This is a genomic window from Sorangium sp. So ce1335 (assembly GCF_051521615.1).
In the GTDB taxonomy this organism is placed as follows: Bacteria; Myxococcota_A; Polyangia; order Polyangiales; family Polyangiaceae; genus Sorangium.
Window position 1 is genome coordinate 596,699 of sequence record NZ_CP150363.1, and the last position, 22,544, is coordinate 619,242.

At 72.5% G+C, this 22,544-nt stretch carries 17 protein-coding genes and 1 tRNA gene; 11 read left to right on the forward strand and 7 right to left on the reverse strand.

Features of this window, described 5'->3' with window-relative positions; genetic code table 11:
• Positions 1–335: 335 nt before the first annotated feature.
• On the reverse strand, positions 336–1,448 hold the full coding sequence (locus WMF24_RS02120) for a cytochrome-c peroxidase (protein ID WP_437734664.1): 1,113 nt from the start codon (positions 1,446–1,448) through the stop codon (positions 336–338).
• 394 nt (positions 1,449–1,842) lie between these two features.
• On the opposite strand from WMF24_RS02120, the gene WMF24_RS02125 reads away from it, so the two are divergent.
• Positions 1,843–2,682 carry an SDR family NAD(P)-dependent oxidoreductase gene (locus tag WMF24_RS02125; protein ID WP_437734665.1) on the forward strand — a complete coding sequence of 280 codons (840 nt, stop codon included), beginning with the start codon at positions 1,843–1,845 and terminating at the stop codon, positions 2,680–2,682.
• Between the two features lie 199 nt (positions 2,683–2,881).
• Entirely contained in the window at positions 2,882–3,046 is a 165-nt protein-coding gene (gene rd / locus WMF24_RS02130; RefSeq protein ID WP_437734666.1) for a rubredoxin, read from the forward strand.
• Between the two features lie 374 nt (positions 3,047–3,420).
• Here rd and WMF24_RS02135 read toward each other — a convergent pair.
• A tRNA-Ala gene (locus tag WMF24_RS02135) sits at positions 3,421–3,493 on the reverse strand.
• Positions 3,494–3,940: 447 nt separating this feature from the next.
• Positions 3,941–6,091 (reverse strand): hypothetical protein, encoded by a 2,151-nt coding sequence (locus WMF24_RS02140; protein ID WP_437734667.1) that lies wholly within the window; start codon positions 6,089–6,091, stop codon positions 3,941–3,943.
• A 184-nt stretch (positions 6,092–6,275) separates the two neighbouring features.
• Here WMF24_RS02140 and WMF24_RS02145 point away from each other — a divergent pair, with 184 nt between their 5' ends.
• A complete protein-coding gene (locus WMF24_RS02145; protein WP_437734668.1) occupies positions 6,276–6,650 on the forward strand; it encodes a hypothetical protein in 375 nt (124 codons plus the stop codon).
• Here the strand turns inward: WMF24_RS02145 and WMF24_RS02150 are convergent.
• Both WMF24_RS02150 and argB read right to left on the reverse strand, forming a co-directional pair.
• A complete protein-coding gene (locus WMF24_RS02150; protein ID WP_437734669.1) occupies positions 6,611–7,078 on the reverse strand; it encodes a hypothetical protein in 468 nt (155 codons plus the stop codon). The genes WMF24_RS02145 and WMF24_RS02150 overlap by 40 nt on opposite strands.
• A gap of 87 nt (positions 7,079–7,165) precedes the next feature.
• A complete protein-coding gene (gene argB / locus WMF24_RS02155) occupies positions 7,166–7,993 on the reverse strand; it encodes an acetylglutamate kinase (RefSeq protein ID WP_437738749.1) in 828 nt (275 codons plus the stop codon).
• Positions 7,994–8,187: 194 nt separating this feature from the next.
• Here argB and WMF24_RS02160 point away from each other — a divergent pair, with 194 nt between their 5' ends.
• A complete protein-coding gene (locus tag WMF24_RS02160) occupies positions 8,188–9,351 on the forward strand; it encodes a M20/M25/M40 family metallo-hydrolase (protein WP_437734670.1) in 1,164 nt (387 codons plus the stop codon).
• Between the two features lie 7 nt (positions 9,352–9,358).
• Positions 9,359–9,595: a hypothetical protein gene (locus WMF24_RS02165; protein ID WP_437734671.1), complete on the forward strand. Its 237-nt coding sequence runs from the start codon at positions 9,359–9,361 to the stop codon at positions 9,593–9,595.
• Between the two features lie 78 nt (positions 9,596–9,673).
• Here the strand turns inward: WMF24_RS02165 and WMF24_RS02170 are convergent, their stop codons facing one another.
• Entirely contained in the window at positions 9,674–10,918 is a 1,245-nt protein-coding gene (locus WMF24_RS02170; RefSeq protein WP_437734672.1) for a class I SAM-dependent rRNA methyltransferase, read from the reverse strand.
• Positions 10,919–10,948: 30 nt separating this feature from the next.
• Between WMF24_RS02170 and WMF24_RS02175 the strand changes: the two genes are divergently transcribed.
• The 4 genes from WMF24_RS02175 to WMF24_RS02190 all read left to right on the forward strand — a co-directional run bounded on the left by WMF24_RS02175 (position 10,949) and on the right by WMF24_RS02190 (position 17,795).
• Entirely contained in the window at positions 10,949–12,028 is a 1,080-nt protein-coding gene (locus WMF24_RS02175; protein WP_437734673.1) for a hypothetical protein, read from the forward strand.
• Positions 12,029–12,544: 516 nt separating this feature from the next.
• Entirely contained in the window at positions 12,545–13,810 is a 1,266-nt protein-coding gene (locus WMF24_RS02180; protein ID WP_437734674.1) for an FIST signal transduction protein, read from the forward strand.
• Between the two features lie 26 nt (positions 13,811–13,836).
• Complete coding sequence (locus WMF24_RS02185) at positions 13,837–15,717, forward strand: ATP-binding protein (protein ID WP_437734675.1); 1,881 nt, start codon at positions 13,837–13,839, stop codon at positions 15,715–15,717.
• A 110-nt stretch (positions 15,718–15,827) separates the two neighbouring features.
• Positions 15,828–17,795 (forward strand): 4-alpha-glucanotransferase, encoded by a 1,968-nt coding sequence (locus WMF24_RS02190; protein WP_437734676.1) that lies wholly within the window; start codon positions 15,828–15,830, stop codon positions 17,793–17,795.
• Between the two features lie 74 nt (positions 17,796–17,869).
• Here the strand turns inward: WMF24_RS02190 and WMF24_RS02195 are convergent, their stop codons facing one another.
• Positions 17,870–19,741: a glycoside hydrolase family 15 protein gene (locus tag WMF24_RS02195; RefSeq protein WP_437734677.1), complete on the reverse strand. Its 1,872-nt coding sequence runs from the start codon at positions 19,739–19,741 to the stop codon at positions 17,870–17,872.
• A gap of 337 nt (positions 19,742–20,078) precedes the next feature.
• Here WMF24_RS02195 and WMF24_RS02200 point away from each other — a divergent pair, with 337 nt between their 5' ends.
• Positions 20,079–20,456 carry an SCP2 sterol-binding domain-containing protein gene (locus tag WMF24_RS02200; protein ID WP_437734678.1) on the forward strand — a complete coding sequence of 126 codons (378 nt, stop codon included), beginning with the start codon at positions 20,079–20,081 and terminating at the stop codon, positions 20,454–20,456.
• A gap of 18 nt (positions 20,457–20,474) precedes the next feature.
• Positions 20,475–22,532, forward strand: a complete 2,058-nt coding sequence (locus WMF24_RS02205) for an amylo-alpha-1,6-glucosidase (RefSeq protein ID WP_437734679.1) — start codon at positions 20,475–20,477, stop codon at positions 22,530–22,532.
• Positions 22,533–22,544: the final 12 nt, after the last annotated feature.

Sequence of the window (22,544 nt, forward strand, 5' to 3'; positions counted from 1 at the left end):
GGGGTCGAGGGGCGGGAGCCCGGCGGCGATCTCCTGCTGGACCTGCACGTCGTCCGGCGAGCTCGCCCGGCATGTCGCAGGGACAACCCTGCACGACGTCCAGCTCGACGCCTGGGCCTCGTCGAGGTGAGCCCCGGCGAATCGCCGTATCACGAGGACACCGCACCTTCGAATACGCCGTTGCGATGGCCTCGGCGTCCGCCTCTCGAACGCGACGAGCCGGCGTCCGCGCCGTCGGCGCGTGACGCGCCCGCGGCCACGCCGCGGGCTCGCGTCGAGCTCACCCGAGAGGGCGGAGCGGACCCGATCCGCCCTCTCGGCGCGAGCCGCTCGGCTCAGCTCGGATCGGCCTTGGGCGTGGCCGGCGTGCTCGCGGGCAGCTCGGGCTTCTTGATGTACTCGGTCGGGAGCTCGCCGGTGAGCGCCTTCAGGAAGGAGACGACCGCCTTCACCTCGTCGGGCTTGGCCTCCACGCCGAGCTGGTGCCACGCCATCTTGGTCACCGTCTCGTCGAGCGTCGTGATCGAGCCGTCGTGGAAGTAGGGGAAGGTCTTCTCGACGTTCCTGAGGCTCGGGACGCGGAAGAAGAACTTGTCCTTCTCATCCTTCGTGTGGTCGAAGCGCCCGAAGTCCTTGAGGCCGGTGAACTCCTTCACGAGGCCGAGCTTCTGGAACGTCGAGCCGCCGACGGCGACGCCCGTGTGGCAGGTCGGGCAGCCGAGCGAGATGAACTTGTGGAACCCGACCTTCTCCTCGGCGGTGAGGGCCTTGTCGTCGCCGTCGAGGTACTTGTCGAAGCGCGACGGCGTGACGAGGCCGCGCTCGAACGCGCCGATCGCCTTCGCCATGTTGTCGTAGGTGATCGGCTCCTTGTCCTCGGGGAACGCGGCCTTGAAGCGGTTCACGTACTCGGGGATCGACTTGAGCGTCGTGATGACCCGCTTCTCGTCCGGCATGGCCATCTCGACCGGGTTCAGGATAGGCCCCTTGGCCTGGTCCTCGAGCGTGGCCGCGCGGCCGTCCCAGAACTGGGCGATGTGGTGGCCCGCGTTGTACGCGGAGGGCGAGTTGCGGCCGCCGAGCTGGCCCTTGTGACCGGTCGAAAACTGCTTGTTGTCGACCCCGTACGTCGTGAGGTCATGACAGGAGTTGCAGGAGATATCGTGGTTCTTCGAGAGTCGCGTCTCGTACCACAGCATCCGGCCCAGGGTCACCTTCTCATCGGTGATCGGGTTCTTGTCGTACTCGAACTTTGCGGGCAGGACCTTGAAGGACTTGACGTCGTCCGGATTGAAGACGAGCGGCTTCGTCTCGCCCGCCCCCGGCGCGGCGGGCTTGCCCGTGGTCGAGGGCGCGGGAGGCTGATACTGGTAATCCGCCTCCCGTTCGCACGCGCCCAGCCCGGCGGCGACGAGGAGCAAGCTGATGAGAGATGAGGGCCAACGCATGATGTCTCCTGGCTCGTGAGGACGCGGTCCACGGTAGAAGTAGCCGCCCTGAACGTCAACGCGCGCCGCGGCCGCGACGCCGCAAGGCTGCCGACCGCCGCCGCGTCCGTCGGCCAGGACGCGCGCTGCGCCGCGTCTGGCGCGGGGGGCCTGGCCGGGGGCTGCGTGTTACCGAGGGGTTGCGACTGCTGGTCTCGAAGGTAGCGCGATGGAGGCCGAGATGCCCCCTGAGCGCCCATTGACCGCCGGGGTGCGTTCTCCCGCTTCGCCCTGGTTTCGTGCGCCCCGCGCAGCGAGGCGCGGGGCGCGCCCGCGGGGATGGCCGGGGCAGTCGCGGCCGCGCGGCGAGGGGGCCCCTTGCGCGCCCGGGGGCGGCTGGGCAACCCTTGCGGCCGTGGAGTCGCCCATCGACAGCGGGGTCGTCCTCATCACGGGCGCGTCATCCGGCATCGGCCGCGCGCTGGCGCACGAGGTCGCCCGCCGGGCCCGGGCGCTCGTGCTGGTGGCGCGCCGCACGGATCGCCTGGAGGCGCTGCGCGCCGAGCTCGCCGCGGCGCGGCCGGAGCTCACGGTGCGGGTCTTCGGCTGCGACGTCACCGATCGGGCGGCGGTCGACGCGATGCTCCGCGCCGTCGCCGCCGAGGTCGGGCAGGTCGACGTCCTCGTCAACAACGCCGGCTTCGGCGACGTCGGCGTGTTCGACCTCTCCGAGTGGCCGCGCACCGAGCAGATGATCGCGCTGAACGTGACGAGCCTCGCGTACCTCACGCACCGGCTCGTCGGCCCGATGGTGTCGCGCGGGCGCGGCGCGATCGCGAACGTGAGCTCCGGCTTCGGGCTCACGTTCGGGCCGGGGATGGCCGCGTACATCGGCACGAAGCACTTCGTCACCAGCTTTACCGAAGCCCTCCGCCTCGACCTTGCCGGCACCGGTGTGCGGGTGACGCAGGTCTGTCCGGGCCCGGTGCAGACGGAGTTCAACGAGGTGGCCGGCAACTTCACGGGCCTCGAGCCGCCCGCGTTCCTGTCGATCTCCCCGGAGCGCTGCGCGCGCTCTCTCGTCCGCGCGGTGGACCGGGGTCGCGCGCTCGTCGTGCCCGGGCTCGTCGCGTGGTTCGTCGTGCACCTCGGCGTCGTCTGCCCCCGCTGGCTCCTCCGGCTGGCCTACGGGCCGATCGCGCGCGCGCTGCGCAAGAAGCAGCTCGCGGTGCGCGGCGCGCCGGCGCCGCCCTGAGGCGCGCGCCGCGGCGCTCGCGGCCCCGGGGCGCGCGCTTCCGGCCGCTTCCGGCCGCGGCCGCGCTCACGGCGCGCCGGTGAGCGCGGCCGCGGCCGATGGGCGATGAGCGCGGCGGGCCGGGCTGGTTCGCCCGCGGCGGCGTCCGCCCTTGTGGTAGCGTCGTCCGCGGCTCGCCAGGCCCTGAGGAGAACGACGGATGAAGAAATATCGGTGCGTGGTCTGCGGATTCATCTATGACCCGGCGCTCGGTGACCCCGACACCGGCATCTCGCCGGGGACGCTGTTCGAGCACCTGCCCGACACCTGGGTTTGCCCCGATTGCGGCGCGACGAAGGCCGACTTCGAGCCGATCGACGACTGAGCGGGGACGCGCGGGCAGGGGGCGGGCACGTCGGTTGGCCGTCTTCCGTGCCCGCGCTCCTCCCGGGCCGGCGCTGCGCGCCGCGAACCCCGGGACCGGCGCTGCGCGCCGCGCACAAGGCTTCCCCCGACCGGCTACGGCGCGGCATGATATCCGCACCCGGTCACCGCGCGACGCGGCGTGCAGCACGCCTCTCCGCGCGGCGGTCGCGAGACGTGCCGCTGGAGGAGCAACACGCTCCGCGTGAGCTCAACGCCGGGCTCGAACGCTGTTCCAGGTATGCTTCGAGGCGAGCTCACGCTCGCCATCGCGAAGCAATAACCTGAAGATGAAAAGAAGACGAATTAAGAAAGAGGTATTGACGACTTCGAGGGTGGACCTGACAGGGATCGAACCTGCGACCTCTAGAGTGCGATTCTAGCGCTCTCCCAACTGAGCTACAGGCCCTCGCTTTCGAGAGCGCGGACTGTACTCGCCGGGGCGCGCCTGTCAAGCGCTGATCTCGTTTTCCGTCCGCCCCCCGTCCGTTTCGCGCATTTCGCGGATCTTTTGTCTGTCGCGCCATCGCGCCAGCTCTGGTCCGTGCGGCGCCAGCGCCTCGCCGCCCACCAGGTTCCCCCTGGCCGAGCTCGTCCGAGGTTCCGCGGTAGGCGCGAGGAAGGGCCGCGCGTTGCGCGGCGCGGGGTGGCCGATGTCTGAGCCCGGTCGCCCTCGCTCCTCTGGCTTGCCGGAGGAGCGAGGGCCAAGGCGAGTCTGGCGGGGTCCCCGCGCCGCGCAACGCGCGGCCGCTCCTCGGGCCGCCGCGCAACGCACGGCCTCTCCTCGGGCCGGGCAGCCCGGGAAGCCCTCTCGCCCGACGCGCCACCAGGCGCGCCCTCGGCGACTACCGACGTATCAGTTCGCGGGGGTTTGCGGCGCCTGCGGCGGCTCGGCCTGCGCCTGCGCCTGCGCCTTCGGGTTGTAGAAGGTGAAGAGCTTCTCGCGCTCCTCCCCGTAGCTCTCCGTGCGCCCCCACTTCGGGTTCCAGTCCTTCACCCAGTACACCTCCCCGGAGACGATCGCGTCCTCGGGCCGGCCCGTCCGCTCGGGGTAGCGGTACATGTACTCCTTCATCGCGTCCCGGTACGCCGTGTTGGCCGGCAGCTTGATGCGCGCGAAGTAGTCGCACCAGATCTGGCTGTACGCGAAGCTCTTCGCGTGGAGGAGGTCGAAGTTCGGCGGCTCGCCCGTGAACGGATCGATGTGGCGGCCGTCGACCGTCACGGCGTCGACGACGATCGTCCCGTCGTCCATCACCGGGTTGGGCGAGAACATGAACCAGCCCTGGAGGAACCGGAGCTTCTGCGCGAGGACCCGCGTCTCCTCGGGGTGCGGCACCTTCCAGCGGTTCTTGATGACCCAGAGCTCGACCGCCGCCTGGTTGACCGCGCCGACGAACATCACGACGACGCCGACCTCGCGCAGCGCGCCGAGCGCCGTCCGCCCCCACAGCCGGAGCGGCGCCGGAGGGGGCGCGACCTCCGAGCGCTCCGGGATCCGCGCGCCGAGCGCCCGGCCCAGGCTGCGGCGGTGCGCCGCCGCCATCGCCGCCGTCACCGCGTCGCGCACGAGCGGCAGGCGGAGCGCCCACGCCACGGCGGGGCCGAGCGGGATCGCCGTGACGATGTCCGCGAGCGCGCCGGCGCCCTCGACGAGCGCGCCGTCGGGGCGCCGCACCGACAGCCCGTGCGCCGCGGAGGTCGACGCCTCGAAGGTGAGCAGCCCGAACCGGTCCAGCCGCTTCAGCACGCGGCAGGCGAGGACGGCGCCCGGCGAGCGCGGGTCGAAGAGCACGACCCGGGCCCGGTGCGCGCGCCGCATCGTCCGCGCGGCGATCTCCCAGTCCTCGCGCCCGAAGAGGAGCGTCGACATCACGCAGAGCGCCCACGCGAACGGGCCGAGCACGAACGTCGTGCCGAACCCGACGTGGAGCACGTTCATCATCACCATCGCGAACCGGCGCGCCCACGCCCGGCCGAGCGGCGACAGGAGGCTCACAGGGATGGCGGCCTCGAAGGCGATCACCATCCTGGTCATGAACAGGATGACGAAGTTCGGCGCGTAGTCGCGGATGTCCGCCACGATGGGCGTCACCATCCGGTCGACGTAGAGCACGTAGTGGATCGCGGTCCCGTTCTTCCAGGCGGGGCCGGTCTTGTGCACGACGTTGAAGAAGTAGATCGCCGAGATCTGGATCAGCAGGACGGGCCCGAGCACGGTCACGTGGGCGTCCGGCTTGAGCGGGTCGTCGAGCGTGCTCCGATCGTTCAGATCGGCGGCGGTCCGCTCGCGGCTCCGCTTCATCGAGGCGAGGAGCGCGTCGACCGAGAAGCGATCGCCCATCGGCAGGAAGCACGTCCAGAGCAGGAGCAGGTTGTGGACGACGTAGCCGCCGTTCTCGATGAGCAGGACGCGCCCGTTCATGCTCGTGACGAACACGAGCGAGAGCACCTGCATGAGCTTCGTCTTCCAGCCGATGAGCAGGCAGACGTAGGTCGCGAAGATCACGACCCAGAGGACCCACAGCTCGCCCGGCGTGGAGAAGGCGTTGACGATCGAGAAGTTGCCGCTGCCCTGCGGGCGCCAGAGGTTCACGTGGTTCGGCAGGACGCCGATGTCCGCGAACATGTCGCTCCACGCCCACGACCGGCGGAACAGGTCGCCGATCAGGAAGAAGCCGAGCAGGATGCGCGTGAAGCCGAGCGTCCGGCGATCGAACGTGAAGAAGCTGTCCCGGAGGATGTCCCACATCGAGGGCGCGCGCGGCGGCGGGGCGGGCGCCTCGCCTTCGTCCTCCGCGCCGTCGTCCTCCTCGGCGGCGGCGTCGTCCTCCTCCTCTGCGGCGCCGTCGTCCGCGGGCGCGCCGTCGCGCGCTCCCGCGTCCTCGCGCGCTCCCGCGCCCTTCGCCGCGGCGGGCTTCCCGCCCGCGCCGCGGCCCTCGCCGGGGTCCTCATTCCGGAGCGCGTCCTCGCGCTCGCCCTCGTCGCGATCGTCGTTTGCGTTCATAAGGCGTCGAGATCGATCCTGCGCGAGCCGAGCGCTCGCCGCTGTCGGACCTACCTACCGCAACCGCGCTGGCGCCGCACGAGGCGACCAGGGGCGCGACGGCGGGCGCCGGCCGGCGCGGGGGCCGCGCGGGGCGCTTGATGCGCGCGGCGCGGGCGGGTAACGAGGACACGAGGTGCCCCGGATGCCCGACGCGCAAGAGCGCCTCACGCTCGCGACCTGCGCCTTCGTGGCGGGCTGCATCCTGCTCGCGCCGCGCGAGTGGGTCTCGGCCGGGCTCGCGCTGACGCTCGCCGCGGCGCTCTTCGCGTGGCACCTCCGGCTCCGCAGCAAGGCGTCGCCGAAGAGCTCGGCTGCCGGGCCGGCGGGCGCCCCGCGCTCGTCGGGCGAGCGCTCGTCGGGCGAGGCGGTCGAGCGCTCACCGAACGAGGCCGGCGAGGCGGTCGAGCGCTCACCGAACGAGGCGGGCGAGCGCTCGTCGGGCGAGGCGGTCGAGCGCTCACCGAACGAGGCGGGCGCTCAACCTCGGCCGGGCGACGAGCGGCGCGAGTCTGCCTGAACGCGCAGCGGCGGGCGGCCGAAGCGGGCGCGCACACGATCGGCGAAGGAGCGCATCTTCGGCGTCCCGAGGAGCCGCCGCTCCATGCGCCGCTTGCCCGGGATGTCGAGCAGCATCACCCCGATCAGGATCACCAGCGCGCCCGGCCCCGGCACGCCGGGCAGCGAGAGCATGACCCCGAGCGCCACGGCGAGGACGCCGAGCAAGTTCTTCCCGATGCGCGCCGAGACGCGCATCCAGGCCGGGCGACCCGGCAGAAAGGGCTCCTCGTCCTGCTTCTCCAGGTAGTCCTCGGGCAGCCGTACGAGCACGAACGCGACGAGCGCCATGCCACCGACGAAGCTGACGAGGGCCACCGCGGCCCCGATCGCGATCTTCTCGGGGTTCGCCTGAACGAACGACAGCGCTGCCCGGAAGGCATCCATCATCGAGGAGGCGGGGAGCATACGGCCACGCGGGGAGCATACGGCGCGCGGCCGGTCCGGGCGAGCCGGCCGCGCGGCTCAGGGCGCGGCTCAGGGGACGAGCACCGTCCCGACGGATCCCGGCGCGCTCGCCTCGCGCGCGAGGTCGCCCGGGCGCAGGCGGCCCAGGATGTGGATGCGGCGCACCCCCTCGGCGAGCGCGGCGAACGACTCCTCGAGCTTCGGGATCATCCCGCGCGTGACGGCGCCGCTCGCGATGAGGGCGCGCCCCTCGGCGACCGTGAGGCTCGGGATGCGCGAGGCGGGATCGGAGACGTCGCGCAGCACGCCCGGCACGTCGCTCACGAGGAAGAGCCCGGCGGCGCCGAGCTCGATGGCGACGCGGTTCGCGACCGTGTCGGCGTTGATGTTGTAGACCTGCCCGTCCGCGCCCGCGCCGAGGCACGCGAGCACGGGCAGGTAGCCGCCGCTGCCGAGCAGATCGAGGAGCCCGCGGTCGACGTCGGTGATGTCGCCGACGAGGCCGAGGTCCACCGGATCGGGCCCGACGCTCGGGTGGACCTTCGGCGGCCGCTTGACGGCCGAGAGCGCTGGCCCGCTCGCGCCGTGCAGCCCGACCGGCCGCGCGCCCGCGGCGAGGAGCGCGGCGCAGAGGTCGACGTTGAGCTTGCCGGCGACGACCATCTTCATGACGTCGAGCGTGTCCGCGTCGGTGACGCGCTGGCCCGCCACCTGCCGGACGGGGATGCCCAGCCGCTCCTGGAGCCGGGTCGCCTGCGCGCCGCCGCCGTGGACGACGATCGCGCGCGCGCCCGCGCGGCTGAGCGCCGCGAGGTCGCTGGCGAGGACGGCGAGGGCGGGGCTGCCCACGACCTCGCCGCCGAGCTTGATAACGAGCGGTCCTGCCGACGCTGTCACGGGCGCCTCCGCGCTGAACTGGAACCTTGCATGAGCGGACACGTACCACTTCTGCAGCGACCAGGGCAGAGGTCGCCGGCCGCGCCCGTGCGGGCGCGGTGCGCTGATCGCAGGTCGGCCGCCGCGGGGGCGCCCGGGGGGCCGGGGCGCGGCGGGGCGCGGCGGCGCCCAGGGTTCCGTGGCATGCTGGCGCGGTGATTGAGGCCATCCAACAGGCGCTCTCCGGCCGCACGGAGACGATGCTCGCGCTCCTCGAGCGGCTCGTGAACCTCAACTCGTTCACGGACAACCCGCGCGGCGGCGACGCGGTGGGCGAGGTCATCGCCAACGAGCTCTCGACGATCCCCGGCCTGTGCGTGCGGCGGATCGCGAGCGCGCGCTACGCGGCGCACTGGGTAGCGGAGAGCGAGGCGGCGAAGGCGTCGCCGGCGGGGCACGTCGCCCTCGTCGGGCACCTCGACACGGTGTTCCCTCCGGGGACCTTCGAGGGCTTCCGCCTGGACGGGGAGCTCGCGCGCGGGCCCGGCGTGCTCGACATGAAGGGCGGGATCGTCGTCGCGATCGAGGCGCTCAGGGCGCTGGCGACGATCGGCGCGCTGCCGGAGATCCCGGTGCGGTTCGCGATCGTGTCGGACGAGGAGGTCGGGTCGCCCGAGGGGCGCCCGCTGCTCCAGCGCGAGCTCGCCGGCGCGGCGTGCGCGCTCGTGTTCGAGGCGGGGCGCGAGGGGGACAGGATCATCACCGCGCGCAGGGGCGGAGGGAAAGCGGTGGTGAGGGCCACGGGCAAGGCGGCGCACGCCGGCAACGCGTACCAGCACGGCGCGAACGCGATCTGGGCGCTCGCGCGCTTCATCGACTGGGCGCAGCGGCTCACCGACCACACGCGCGGGGTGACGGTCAACGTCGGCATGGTGAGCGGCGGGCACGGGAGGAACACGGTGCCCGACGCGGCCGAGGCGGGCGTCGACTTCCGCTTCGTGCGCCGCGCGGACGGCGAGGCGATCCTGGCGGCGCTCGCCGCGGCGGCGCACGAGGCGGAAGTCGAGGTGCCCGGCACCGCCGTGCGCGTCGACGGCGAGCTCTCGCGGTCGCCGCTCGTGCGGACCGAGGCGAGCGCGGCGCTCTGCCGGGAGTACGCGGCGTGCGCGCGGGCCGCGGGGCTCGGCGACGCCGAGGCGCCGCTCATCGGCGGCGGGTCCGACGCGAGCTCGACGGCGGACATCGGGATCCCGTCGATCGACGGCCTGGGCCCGCGGGGCAGCGGCTTCCACACGAAGGACGAGCTCATCGAGGTGAAGACCCTGGCGCCCAAGGCGGAGGCGCTGGCGGCGTTCCTGCTGGGGCGGCGCGCGCGGTGAGGTGGATGTGCCGATCCAGCCCTGGTTCGAGCCCCTCGGGCTCGGTCTGGTCGAATGGGACGGCGCGTTCGAGGGGATGGGCGGTCCGTGGCTGCGATGGCGCCGGGAGGACGGCACCGTCCTGCCCACCGGAGCAGAGCGCGCCGAGAGCGAGCGCAAGCGCGCCGAGGACGCGGAGACCCGCGCGCAGCGGCTCGCCGCGCGCCTGCGGGAGCTGGGCGTGGACCCCGACGGCGACGCCTGACACCTCACCACGGCCCCGCGGCCGCCGCGCGCAACGCCGGCCCGGCGCCCTGGCGCGCTCCTCTCGCGCCCTCGCCCCTCACTCCAGGACGACGAACTTCAGGTACCGCCCCTCCCACCACGCCGGCAGCGTCGGGTGGTCCTCCGGCTGCCCGTGGATCGCCCGGATCCGAAGGTCGTCCCGCTCCAGGGTCGCGTCGTCCAGCGTGGCCAGGAAGTCCTCCGCCGTGATGTGGCTCGAGCACGACGCCGCGCACAGCACACCGCCGCGATCGAGCACGCGCGCGACCGCCGTGTGCAGCCGCCGGTAGGCGCCGAGCGCGCGCGGCTTGGCGCGCTCGCTCGGCGCGAAGCTCGGCGGATCCGAGATGATGAGGTCGTACCTGTCGCCGCGCGCGTGCGCCTTCTCGAGGAAGTCGAACGCGTCCGCCGTCACGAACTCGTGCGCCGCCGGGTCGACGCCGTTTTCCCGGAAGGTGCGCTGCGCCGACGCGTGCGCGGCCGACGCCGAGTCCACCGAGGTGACCCGGCCCGCGCCCCCGAGCGCCGCGGCCACCGAGAACCCCCCCGCGTAGCTGAACAGGTTCAGGACGCGCCGGCGCCCGGCCGCGAGCGCGCGCACGCGGGCGCGGTTGTCGCGCTGGTCGAGGAACGCCCCCGTCTTCTGCCCACGCGCGAGATCGACCTCCATCGCGACCCCGCTCTCCCTCACGAACAGCCGATCCGGCAGCGGCGGCCCGTGCAGGTGCGCGAGCTTCTTGCCCTCCGCGTCCCCGCTCGCCAGCGGCGCGCGCGCCCGCAGCCCGATCGAGCGCACGCCGCGGGCGCCCAGCGCGCGGGCGAGGTGCGGGAGCAGGCGGTCGAGCCACGGCGCGAGCATGTCGCCGTCGAGGCGGACCACCGCGGCGCGGTCGTACCGATCGATGACGAGCGACGGCACCCGGTCGCCCTCGCCGTTGCACAGGCGGTAGGCCGTCGTGTCGCGGCCGGCGAACCAGCCGTCGCGCAGCGCGAAGGCCCGCTCGAGCCGCTCGGCGATGGCGCGCTCGTCGAGCTTCGGCGCCTGCGTGCGCTGGAAGACGCGGACGGCGATCGCCGACTCCGCGTCCCAGAGCCCCCGCCCGAGGAACGGCGCGCCCTCGGCCGACAGCTCGACGACGTCGCCCGAGGCCGCCGCGCCGCCGGCGCGGGGCGCGCTCTCTCCGCGCCGGCGCTCCCCGCGCCGCGCGGCGCCCTCGCCGCCGCCTGCGATACCGTCTCGGTACACCCACGGGTGGCCGCGGCGGACGGCGGCGGCGGCTGTCGCGGTGAGATGGACCCGCATCGACCCCGCCTAGCACGGTAAGCTCGCAGCGTGCTGCACCGCGTTCGCCCGATCGGCTGGGCCTGCCTCCCCGGGATCCTGCTCGCCGCGCTCGGCGGCGCCGGCTGCACGCAGGACCACGACCTCCTCAGCAGGGATCCCCCCGCCGCGGCGAGCACGTCCGGCGCCGGCGGCGGCCCTGGGGCGACCTCGAGCAGCGCGGCGACCTCGGGCGCGGGCGGCGGCGACGTCGTCGAGCCGCCGGGGCCGACGAAGCTCACGGTGGTGAACGGCGTCGCCGACCGCGACGCGGTCCGCTTCTGCTTCCTCGCCCACCCCGACGGCACCGGCGCCGGCGTCGATCCCTGGCCGAGCGCCCGCGAAGGCCTCGCGTTCGCCCGGGCCCAGGTCGTCGAGCCGCTCGACGCGGCGATCGCCGGGGGGGCGAGCGTGCGCCCCCACGTGATCGCCGGCGATCTCGGCGCGATCGAGGGGCGCGACTGCGCCGAGATCCTCGCCCTCGCCGCCGAGGCCGCGCCCCCGGTCGTGGCCGTGGGGCTCCCCGTCGTGCCGGCGCCGGTGTTCGCCGAGGAGAAGAGCCTGCTCCTCGTCGCGACCGGCTGCCTCGGCGGCGAGGGGCACACGCACGCCCTGGAGAAGCAGGCCTGCGGCGACGCCTACGCGGTCGACACGCCGACCGCCGGCCTCGTGGCGGCCGCCATGTCACGCCGGGCGAGCTTCGACAGGATCTCGCTCCAGGTCGCGCACGCGAGCGCGGCGACGCCGGTGGTCGACGTCCACCTCACGCCCGGGCGCTCGTCGGTGAGCGGGGTGATCCTCGCGCAGGACCTCTCGTACGGGGCGATCTCGCCCTCCCCGCCGTTCACCGGGCTCGGGCGGGGCGATCTCGGCGCGCCCGAGGACATCGAGGTCCACACCTACGATCCCGTCGACGGCAGCCGGCTGGCCTCGGTGCCGATGCGCGAGGTCCTGGCGAACAGCGACGTGGAGGCGGCCGGTATCGCGAACGGTCGGGGGTTCGTGCTCGTCGCCGTCGGCGCTGCCGCCGGGACGGAGCGCGATGGGTTCTGGCACCCGCACACGTACACGTTGCTGTGGGCGGATCCCTGATCCTCTCTGAACGCCCCGTTGGCGGCGGAGTCCTGCTCTCGCGTCGTTCGTCGCCGGCTCAACAGCACCTCGGCCGGCTGCCACGGCGACCTGGTGTGATTCCGCCTTGGGCATGAGGGCTCCCGCGAGCCCACGTCATCTCGCGTCCTCGCGTGGTGCGCTGCGTCGTCCGGCGTGCGGCGCGCTACCGATATGGCCTCTCACCGAGCGACTCGTGGCGTCTCCGGCGCGCCTCACGGCCTTGCAGCGCACGTTGTCTTGTTGAAGGATAACGATTCTGCCCCCGCGGTCCCCGGGCGTCGCTCTCTCCCCCGCAGGTCTCCTCGTCGCAGGTCCGCAGGCCCCGCCGCGGCTCCGTCCGGCCCTTCGCCCCCGCGCGTCGCCGGGAAAACCGCGAGTCGATGGATGGGAAGAATCGCCCTGCACGGACGACAGGCCGGGAGACCCACGCGCCGTGACGAGCGAGCGAATCTCCAGTATAACGCGAGTGCCTGAATTGTGAGGGGGGAAGACGATATGACGACACAGGTCTTTATCGGGGCGAGCTCCACGGCGGATCCAGCGAAGGCTGCGGCCGAGTCCGTGGCTGCGGCGCTCCGCGAGTCGGCGCGCTCCGAGCGCGTTGCCTGGCCGCCCGGATCGGCCTCGTCGCCCGGATCGGCCTCGCCGCCCGGATCGGCCTCGCCGCCCGGACCGGCGCGCCCCGCGTTCGCGCTCGTCCTGTCGACGGACCAGTACGACGCCGACGCGCTCGCAGCGGCCGTGACGAGCGAGCTGCCCGGGGTCCCGTGGGCGGGGTGCTGCACGGCGGGGGTCTTCGCGGGCAGCCGGCTCCTCCGGCAGGGGCTCGTCGTAGGGCTTGTCGTCTCGGACGCCGTGCGCGTCGGCGTCGGGGTCGCGCACCCGGTGAGCCAGGACGGACGGCGCGCGGGCGTGCTCGCCGCCGCGCGCGCTCTCGAAGGGTTCCCGCCGTCCCCCGCGCCGGGGTGGAGCCGGGCGCTCATCGTGCTGCCGGACGCGCTCACGGGCAACGCGGCCGACGTCGTGCGCGGCGCGGTCGAGGTCGGCGGGACGGGCGTCGTCTGGGCCGGCGGCGGCGCGGGCGACAACCTCCGCTTCGTGCGCACCGCGCAGTTCGCGGGCGGCCGCGCCTACTCGGACAGCGTCGTGGTCGTCGCGATCGACTCGCCGGCCCGCATGGCCACCGGCATCGGCCACGGCTTCCGGCCCTACGGCCCCCCGACGATGGTCACGCGCGCCGAGGGGACGGTCGTCGCGGAGCTCGAGTACGAGGGGGCCTTCTCGGTCTACCAGCGCACCGCGCGCGCGCGGGGGGATCAGGTGAACCTCGACGGCTTCGCGAGGTTCGCGATGACCCACCCGCTCGGCATCCCGCAGGCCGACGGCGAGCACGTCATCCGCGACCCGCTGCGCGTCGTCACGCCCGGCGGGCTCTACTGCGTCGGCGAGGTCCCGGATGGGTGCCTCATCCGCGTCATGGAGGGCGACCCGATCGGCCTCGTCAGCGCCGCGCGCGAGGCGGCGACCACCGCGCGCGACGCCGTCGCCGGGCCGATCGCCGGCGCGTTCGTGTTCGACTGCATCTCGCGGTGCATGATGCTCGGCGACACGGTGCGCGACGAGCTGACCACCTTCGAGAACGAGCTCGGCCAGAGCGTCCCGGTGATGGGCTGTCTGACGTTCGGCGAGGTGGGCGCGCTGGGCCGGGGCGTACCGCAGTTCCACAACAAGACCGCTGTCGTGCTCGCGCTGGGGGCCTGAGCGCCGGAGCGGCTGGAGCCCTGCCTATGGCGAGCGATGAAGATCACGAGATCCAGGAGGAACGGCTGGCGCTCCTCAGCGTCCTCCAGGAGCTCACGGTCGCAGCGCTCGACCTGTTCGATCCACGCCAGTCGATGGCCGTCTTCCTGGAGCGGCTCGCCGAGCGGCTGAGCTGCGTCGCGGTCATCGTGCTCGTCGAGCCGACGCCGCTCGCCCCTCGGCTCCTCGACGCCGCGGGGCTCTCGGCGAGCTCGCGCGCGCTGCCCATCCCGCCGCGGTCCCCGCCCCCGGCGTCCGCGGCGGGCGCGCCGGGCGAGGCGTGCGAGGGCCTCTGCCTGCCATACCCCGAGCTCGCGCGGCCCGGGCTCGTGACATGGCACTTCTCGCTGGAGGGGCAGGGCGACAGCGGCGCCTCCAGCCTCATCCTTTGCTTCGAGGGCGAGCCCCCGTTCGCGCCGCGGTACCGGGGCATGATGCGCCGGCTCGCGGGCACGTTCCGCACGGCGCTCGTCCACCGGCTGCTCTACGCCCGCATGCTCGAGAACGAGCGCGAGCGGGCGCGGCACCTCGCCGCCGCGGAGGCGGGGCGCGCGGCGGCGGAGGCGGCGCAGCGCCGCGCCGCGTTCCTCTCGGAGGCGAGCCGGCTGCTCTCCAGCTCGCTGAACTACGAGGCGACGCTCGTGCGCGTCGCGCGCCTGCCGGTCCCGTTCGTCGCGGACTGGTGCATGGTCGACATGATGGAGCGCGAGGCGATGCTCCGGCGCGCCGTCGTCGTCCACGCCGACCCGCAGAAGAGCGAGCTCGCGCGCCTCCTGCAGGGCCAGACGCCGATGGACTCGGTCCTCCCGGCCGGCGTGGCGCGCGTGCTGGAGACGGGTGAGGCGGTGCTCTGCGAGGTCGCGGGCGCGCCCGCCGACGCGGAGCGCGGGCCGGGCGCGCGCGACAGCGAGCCGCCCGTGTCGGCCAGCGAGGCGCTCCTCAAGGAGCTCGGCCTCCGGCGCTACATCTCCGTGCCGCTCGTCACCCGCGGCACGATGCTCGGCGTGCTCACGATCGCCTCCGGCCGCGACGATCTGCTGTACGGCGCCGAGGACCGGGCGCTCGCCGAGGAGCTCGGGCGTCGGGCCGCCCTGGCGATCGACAACGCGCGGCTCTACGAGAGCGCGCAGCGCGCGATCCGCGCCCGCGAAGAGCTCGTGGCGGTGGTGTCGCACGACCTCAAGAGCCCGCTCGCGACCATCGTCATGAACACGAGCATCCTGCGCCGGAAGCTGCCGGGCACGGACGACGCGGCCGATATGCGGCGCCCTGTCGAGCGCATCCAGAAGTCGGCCGATCGCATGAACCGCCTCATCCGCGATCTGCTCGACCTGGCGAAGCTCGACGGCGGCCACATCTCGATCCAGCCGGCGCCGCACGACGTCGCCGTCCTGCTGAGCGACGCCATCGAGCTCTTGCGGGAGGAGGCGGCCGAGAAATCGCTGCGCATCGACCAGGGGGTCGCCATCGGCGTCGAGCGGGCGCTCTGCGATCGCGAGCGGGTCCTTCAGGTGATCGCGAACATCGTCGGCAACGCGATCAAGTTCACGCCCGCGGGCGGCGAGGTCGCGCTCCGCGCCGAGCCGTGGGGCCGGGAGGTGCTCCTCTCGGTGCGCGACACCGGCCCGGGCATCCCGGAGGATCAGCGAACGCGCATCTTCGAGCGCTACTGGCAGGCGAAGGAGACCGCCCACAAGGGCACGGGGCTCGGCCTCTCGATCGCGAAGGCGCTCGTCGAGATCCACGGCGGGCGCATCTGGGTCGAGAGCAAGGTGGGGGAGGGGAGCACGTTCTTCTTCACGCTCCCGATGGCGGGCGCCGCGGGGGCCGCCTCGGGCGTCACGGCGGGCACGCGCCTCGGCGTCTGACAGCCTCCATCGGGGCTCGCCGTACGGCTGCGTAGTCTCCTCACTGAGGCAGAATTGTCCCTTGTTTCGTGTCTTGGCGGGCCGATCCCTTCATCGCTATACCTAGCGCGATGAACGACGTCGGGACCGACAAGGGCAACGTGGCGCCGGCCCAGGCTCGAGCGGGCGAGGACGAGCGGGAGCTCGTCAGGGCCGCATTGCAGCTCCTGGGCATCCGCAACCTGGTGCTCGCGATCCACGATCCGAGCTTCCCGTCCGAGGACGCGGAGGACACCGGGCGCGGCTCCCCGTACACCGAGGGGGGCCGCCGGTTCCTCCGGTTCGCGCGCGATCTCGGGTTCAACGGCATCCAGCTCGGCCCTCAGGGCGAGACCTCGGCCGACAACGCATCTCCCTACGACGGCACCATCTTCTCGCGGAGCACGCTGTCGATCGCGCTCGCCCGGCTGACGGAGGACGGCCCCTGGGGCGCGCTCCTTCGCCCCGGGTCGGTGGCGAAGATCGTCGCCGGCAAGCCCGGCGGCCACGAGGGGCGCGCGCAGCACGGCTACGCGTACCGCGCGCAGCGCGCCGCGCTCCGGGAGGCGTTCGCGTCGTACGTCGAGCGGCGGAGGCGCGGCGAGCTCGACGACCTCGCCGCCCGCCTCGACGCGTTCAGGAAGCGGAACGCGGCGTGGATCGAGCGGGACGCGCTCTACGCTCCCCTCTGCGAGGAGCACCGGAGCGGCTGGTTCCACGGCTGGACCGGCGCGCCGGATCTCGACCGCCGCCTCTTCGCGCCCGGCCCCGGCGAGGTGGTCGCCTGCGAGGATCGCCGGCGGGAGCTCCTCGACAGGCATCGCGACGACGTCGACTTCTACGCCTTCTGCCAGCTCCTCGCGCACGAGCAGCACGCGGCGCTCCGGGGCGTGACGGCCGCGCTCGGGCTCAAGCTCTATGGCGATCTGCAGATCGGTTATTCGCCCCAGGACGCCTGGGCACATCAATCGGTCTTCCTGAAGGGCTATCTCATGGGGGCGCCGCCGAGCCGGACCAACCCGGAGGGCCAGGTGTGGAATTACCCTGTCCTCGATCCGGCGCAGTACACGGACGCCTCCTCCGGCGCGCTCGCGCTCGTGCGGGCGCGGATGGACAAGATGTTCGACGAGTTCGACGGCGTGCGCCTCGACCACCCGCACGGCCTCGTCTGCCCCTGGGTCTATGTCGCCGACGCCCCCGATCCGCTCCGCGCGGTCCAGGGCGGCGCGCGGCTCTTCTCGTCGCCCGATCTGCCCGATCACCCGCTGCTCGCCCGCTACGCCATCGTCTCTCCCGCGCAGCTCAACCGCGCCGTGCCCCGGTATGCCGACGACTGGGTCACCGCGCTGACGCCGGAGCAGGTCGGGCGCTACAGCGTCATCTTCGACACGATCGCGAGCTGCGCCGAGGCGCGCGGGCGCGCGACGACCGACATCGTGTGCGAGGTGCTGAGCACGCTCCCGTTCCCGCTCCGGGCCGTGCTCGAGCGGCACGGGCTCGGTCGCTTCCGGGTCACGCAGAAGGCCGATCTCGACAACCCGAAGGACGTCTATCGCAGCGAGAACGCCGGGCCCTCCGACTGGATCATGGTGGGGACCCACGACACGCCGCCGCTCTGGAGGCTCCTCGACGCGTGGGAGCGGAGCGGCGCGCTGGAGCGGCAGGCGGCGTACCTGGCCTCGCGCCTCGCGCCCTCGCCGGCCGAGGAGGGGGCGATGGCGCGCGCGCTCGCGTCCGACCCGCGCGCGCTCGCGCAGGCCAAGTTCGCGGACCTCTTCGCGAGCCAGGCGTCGAACGTGATGGTCTTCTTCTCCGATCTGCTCGGGCTCAAGGAGATCTACAACGCTCCCGGGACGATGGGCGACCACAACTGGTCGCTGCGGGTGCCTCGCGATTACGAGCGGTCGTATCAGGAGATGCGCGCCCGCGGCGCGGCGCTCGATCTCCCGCGCGTGCTGGCGCTCGCGCTGCGCGCGCGCGGAGGCGCGGAGTCGGAGGAGCGCCGGGCGCTCGCTGCACGCCTGGAGGCGCGGGCGGGAGCGGCGGGCGGGAGGCGTTGACGGACCGCCGCGCTGGCGCGACGGTCGGCCCGCGTTGCCAGCGTTGACGGAGCGCCGGGGCGGGGGCCCGGAGCCTACGCCGCCGACGGGAGGGACACCTCCTTCCCGGCGCGCTTCGCGTCGATGATGTGAGCCGTGTTGACGAGCCCGATGTGAGAGAACGCCTGCGGGAAGTTGCCGAGCTGGCGACCCAGCTCAGGGCTGTACTCCTCGGAGAGCAGGCCGACGTCATTGCAGAGCGATACCAGCCTACCGAGGAGCGCCTCCGCGTCGTCCAGGCGGCCGGCCATCGCGTAGTTGTCGGCGAGCCAGAAGCTGCAGATGAGGAACGTCGCCTCGTGGCCCGGCAGACCGTCCACTCCCGTCTCGGTCGCGTAGCGCAGGACGAGACCATCCCGGGTGAGGCCCTCCTCGATCGCCGCGACGGTGGACAGCATGCGCGGATCGTCCGCGGCCAGGAAGCCCATGTGCGGGATCAAGAGCACGCTGGCGTCGAGGGCGTCCGAGCCGTACGACTGCGTGAACGCGCCGACGCGCGCGTTGAACCCGCGCGTGAGCAGGTCGCTGCGGATCTCCTCGCGCAACGCGCGCCAGCGCTGGGCCCGCTTCCCCAGGCGATGCTGTCCGCCTACGCCGAACTCCTCGATCATGCGCACGGCGCGATCGACGGCCACCCAGGCCATCAGCTTCGAGTGCGTGAAGTGGAGCTGCTTCGCCCCGCGGACCTCCCAGATGCCCTCGTCCGGCCGCTGCCAGGCCTTCTCGACGAAGTCGACGATCTCCACGATGGGGTCCCAGGTGTGCGGCAGATCCGGCAGCCCCTGCACGTGGGCATCGTAGAGCGTGTTGAGCACCTCGCCGTAGACATCGAGCTGGAACTGATCGTATGCGCCATTGCCGATCCGCACCGGCTTCGACTCCTCGTATCCAGGGAGCCACGACAGCTCGACCTCGGTGAGCCGATGCTCGCCGGCCACGCCATACATGATCTGCAGCTGCGCTGGAGCGCCGGCCACGGCGCGCATGAGCCAGTCGCGCCACGCCTGGGCCTCCTCCAGGTACCCGCCGCGCATCAGCGCGTCGAGCGTCAGGGTTGAGTCCCGCAACCAGCAGTAGCGATAGTCCCAGTTGCGAACGCCGCCGAGATCCTCCGGCAACGACGTCGTCGGCGCCGCCACGATGCCGCCCGTGGGCGCATAGGTGAGCGCCTTCAGCGTGAGGAGCGATCGCACAACGGCGTCGCGAAAGCGGCCCTGGTAGGGACAGCGGCTCGCCCACGCCCGCCAGTGACGCTCGGTTCGCGCGAGCTCCCGCTCCGCGTCGACGGGGTGGTCGGGCGCGTGCTCGTGCGACGGGTAATAGGTGAGGGTGAACGGCAGGCGCTGCCCCGCGCGGATGATGAAGCTCGCCTCCAGCCGCGCGGCGCTCCAGTCGGGGTCGAGCGGCGCAGGGCTGCTGAACGCGAGCGCGGCCGGCCCGGACGTGAGCGTGGCCCGGCATTCATCGCACCTGATCCAGGGGATCACGCGGCCATAGCCGAACCGCGCCTTCAGATCGGAGTGCATCGGGACCTGGCCCTCGATCCCCTCGACGATCCGGATGACGTCGTGCGCGGCGACCCCCTGGGCTCCCTCGTCGATCCGGGCGGCATCGTGCGCGGCGGCCCACGGAGGCATGAAGTCGATGACCCGCGCCCGTCCGCTGTCACAGGAGAACTCGGTCTCGAGGATCAGCGTGTCTGGCCGATACCGCCGCTCCACGCTTCGTATCCTCGTGGCTGGCCGGAGCGTCCAGTAACCGTGGTCGTCATGCCCGAGCAGCCTGGCGAAACACGCATCCGAGTCGACGCGCGGCAGGCACAGCCAGTCGAGCGAGCCGCTACGTGAGATCAGGCCGACCGTCGTCGTGTCACCGATGAGAGCATAGTGTTCGATCGGAGCTGGCATGGCCAGTACATGCGCGCCGATGCCCGGTCCGCAAGCCCGGAGGCGAGAGCTGCCTGCCCGGACAGCCTGATCCGACGCGCGGCGCCAGCTCCGACGTGCTCGCACGCTCCAGGTCCAACCGGGCAATCGGTGGGGGTCGGAGGGCGCTCGAGGAGCGGGCGGGCGCCCGACCTGCCGCTGCCACCCGGACCGCGAAGTCGGGCTCCGGGATTGACCGCGCCACCACGAGGAGCCGCTGCGCGCCCAAACCGCTCCGTGACATCACAGCAATGGGCACGCCCCTTGCTCTGCCGAGGCCGCGACGGCGAGACCGGCAACCCGGATACACGGATTCATCATGCGGCAGGCAAGAGATCTCATCCAGGCCCTCGTGGTGGGGCGGTACGACGCCCGTCTGCGAGGCACGCGGAAGGTATGTGCTCTGACGCTCACCGACGGCGAGCGCGTCGTGGTGGAGGTCGATGATGGGTCGTTCAGGATCGCGCCCGAGGGCGCGAGCGAGGATTGTGAGCTCTCCTGCTCGCTCGACGACTTCTCGCGCATCGTCCACGGCGAACAGAACCTGATCACCGCGATCATGCAGGGCCGCGTCGGTGTGCGCGGAGACCTGGCCGTCGCGCAGCTGTTCCAGAGCGCCTTCTGTCCGGGCGACGGACGGGCTCCCGAAGCGACGCCCCGGGGGACGAGCGAGCTCCCGGAGCGACGCGCAGGCTGATCGTCGTCGGAGGGGAACATGGAACGGCAAGTGAGCATCCTGGATGGCGGCACGTTCGTCGTCAGCGACCTGCGCGGCAACATCGAACATTCGATCAACCGTCCGCTCGGCCTCTTTCACCTCGACACGCGCTTTCTCTCCGAATGGATCTTGACGATCGACGGCGTCGTGCCGGCCGCGCTGTCCACGGACGACGTGCAGTACTTCCAGGCCCAGTTCTTCCTCGTGCCGAGGCCTGCTGCGATGTACGTCCAATCGACCCTGTCGGTCGTTCGGACCCGGTTCGCGGGCGACGGGTTCCACGAGGACCTCCTGCTCATGAACCACGACAAGGTCCCCGTCGATCTCGACGTCCGCATCCGGGCCGCCGCCGATTTCGCTGACCTGTTCGAGGTCAAGGACATGCTTCGAAAGAAAGGCGAGCACTATCACCGCATCGAGGACAACCGACTCGTGCTCGGATACCGGCGCGAGCGCTTCGTGCGCGAGACATGGATCTCGGCATCGCAGCCCGCGCGGATCGATCCGAGCGGCCTCGCCTTCCGGGTGCACATCGAGCCGCACGGCACCTGGAGCACCTGCCTCGACGTCCTGGCGGCCATCGACGGGCTGGAGGAGCGGCACAGCCGGGTGAAGTACGCCCACGGCGAGAGCCACGCGCGCCCGAACATCGGCACCAGCCTGGAGAGCTGGCTCGACAGGGCGCCACGGCTCATCACCTCGAACGACCCCCTCGCGCGGACGTACGAGCGGAGCCTCATCGACCTGGCCGCGCTGCGCTTCTTCTCGAAGCTCATGCCGGACGCCGCCATACCGGCCGCTGGCCTGCCGTGGTTCATGGCGGCGTTCGGTCGCGACAGCATCATCACGAGCCTGCAAGCGTTGCCGTTCGTCCCCGAGCTCGCGCGCTCCACCGTCCGCTACCTCGCGCGCCGCCAGGGCACCCGCCGGGACGATTTCCGCGACGAGGAGCCGGGGAAGATCCTCCACGAGGTCCGATGGGGCGAGCTGACCGCCTTCGAAGAGCGGCCGCACTCTCCCTATTTCGGCGCTGCCGACTCGACGCCGCTCTTCCTGATCCTGCTGGACGAGTACGAGCGCTGGACCGGCGACGCGGAGCTCGTCCTGTCGATGGAGCACGCCGCGCGCGCCGCCCTCCGGTGGATCGACGCGTGGGGAGATCAGGACGGCGACGGGTACGTCGAGTACGACACGCGCAACCCCGAGACGGGCCTGGAGAACCAGTGCTGGAAGGACTCATGGGACTCCATCGCGTTCCATGACGGATCGCTCGCGCCGCGGCCCATCGCGTGTTGTGAGATCCAGGGCTATGTCTACGACGCGAAGGTGCGGAGCGCCCGGCTCGCGCGCGAGCTCTGGCGGGACCCCGAGCTCGCGGCGCGTCTGGAGCGAGAGGCGGAGGAGCTGAAGCGTCGCTTCAACCGGGACTTCTGGCTCGACGATCGTGGGTTCTTCGCGCTCGCCCTGGATGGCCAGAAGCGCAGGGTCGATTCCCTGACCTCGAACATCGGCCACCTGCTCTGGAGCGGCATCGTCGAGGAATCCAGGGCCGAACGCGTGGTCGAGCACCTCCTCGGCCCCCGCCTGTTCAGCGGTTGGGGGGTGCGTACGATGGCCGACGACGAAGGCGCGTACAACCCCATCGGATATCACGTGGGGACGGTGTGGCCGCACGAAAATTCGCTGATCGCGCTGGGGCTCCGGCGCTATGGCTTCAGCGTGGAGGCCGGGCGTGTGGCGACGAGCAACCTGGCCGCGGCTCCCTTTTTCCATCACCGCTTGCCGGAGGCGTTCGCCGGTTATCCGCGAGAGCTCACGAAGTTTCCGGTCGAGTATCCTACCGCGTGCAGCCCGCAGGCGTGGGCCGCCGGGGCTCCTCTGCTCTTTCTCCGCGCCTTGCTCGGGCTCGATCCGGTGGGTAACCGCCTGGTCGTCGATCCGGCGGTCCCTGCCGAGCTCGGGGAGATCCGGCTCCTCGACATCCCTGGGCGCTGGGGCAGGAGCGACGCCTTCGGCCGCGCGCGTCCGGAGCCAGGCGCCCATGTTCGAACCTGACCGCCGCCGTGC

Bases quoted from the DNA above. Each gene is read 5' to 3' on its own strand.
- WMF24_RS02120 (WP_437734664.1), bottom strand. From the start codon at position 1,448: ATGCGTTGGCCCTCATCTCTCATCAGCTTGCTCCTCGTCGCCGCCGGG.
- rd (WP_437734666.1), top strand. From the start codon at position 2,882: ATGAAGAAATATCGGTGCGTGGTCTGCGGATTCATCTATGACCCGGCG.
- WMF24_RS02140 (WP_437734667.1), bottom strand. From the start codon at position 6,091: ATGAACGCAAACGACGATCGCGACGAGGGCGAGCGCGAGGACGCGCTC.
- WMF24_RS02145 (WP_437734668.1), top strand. From the start codon at position 6,276: ATGCCCGACGCGCAAGAGCGCCTCACGCTCGCGACCTGCGCCTTCGTG.
- WMF24_RS02150 (WP_437734669.1), bottom strand. From the start codon at position 7,078: ATGATGGATGCCTTCCGGGCAGCGCTGTCGTTCGTTCAGGCGAACCCC.
- WMF24_RS02170 (WP_437734672.1), bottom strand. From the start codon at position 10,918: ATGCGGGTCCATCTCACCGCGACAGCCGCCGCCGCCGTCCGCCGCGGC.
- WMF24_RS02180 (WP_437734674.1), top strand. From the start codon at position 12,545: ATGACGACACAGGTCTTTATCGGGGCGAGCTCCACGGCGGATCCAGCG.
- WMF24_RS02185 (WP_437734675.1), top strand. From the start codon at position 13,837: ATGGCGAGCGATGAAGATCACGAGATCCAGGAGGAACGGCTGGCGCTC.
- WMF24_RS02190 (WP_437734676.1), top strand. From the start codon at position 15,828: ATGAACGACGTCGGGACCGACAAGGGCAACGTGGCGCCGGCCCAGGCT.
- WMF24_RS02195 (WP_437734677.1), bottom strand. From the start codon at position 19,741: ATGCCAGCTCCGATCGAACACTATGCTCTCATCGGTGACACGACGACG.
- WMF24_RS02200 (WP_437734678.1), top strand. From the start codon at position 20,079: ATGCGGCAGGCAAGAGATCTCATCCAGGCCCTCGTGGTGGGGCGGTAC.
- WMF24_RS02205 (WP_437734679.1), top strand. From the start codon at position 20,475: ATGGAACGGCAAGTGAGCATCCTGGATGGCGGCACGTTCGTCGTCAGC.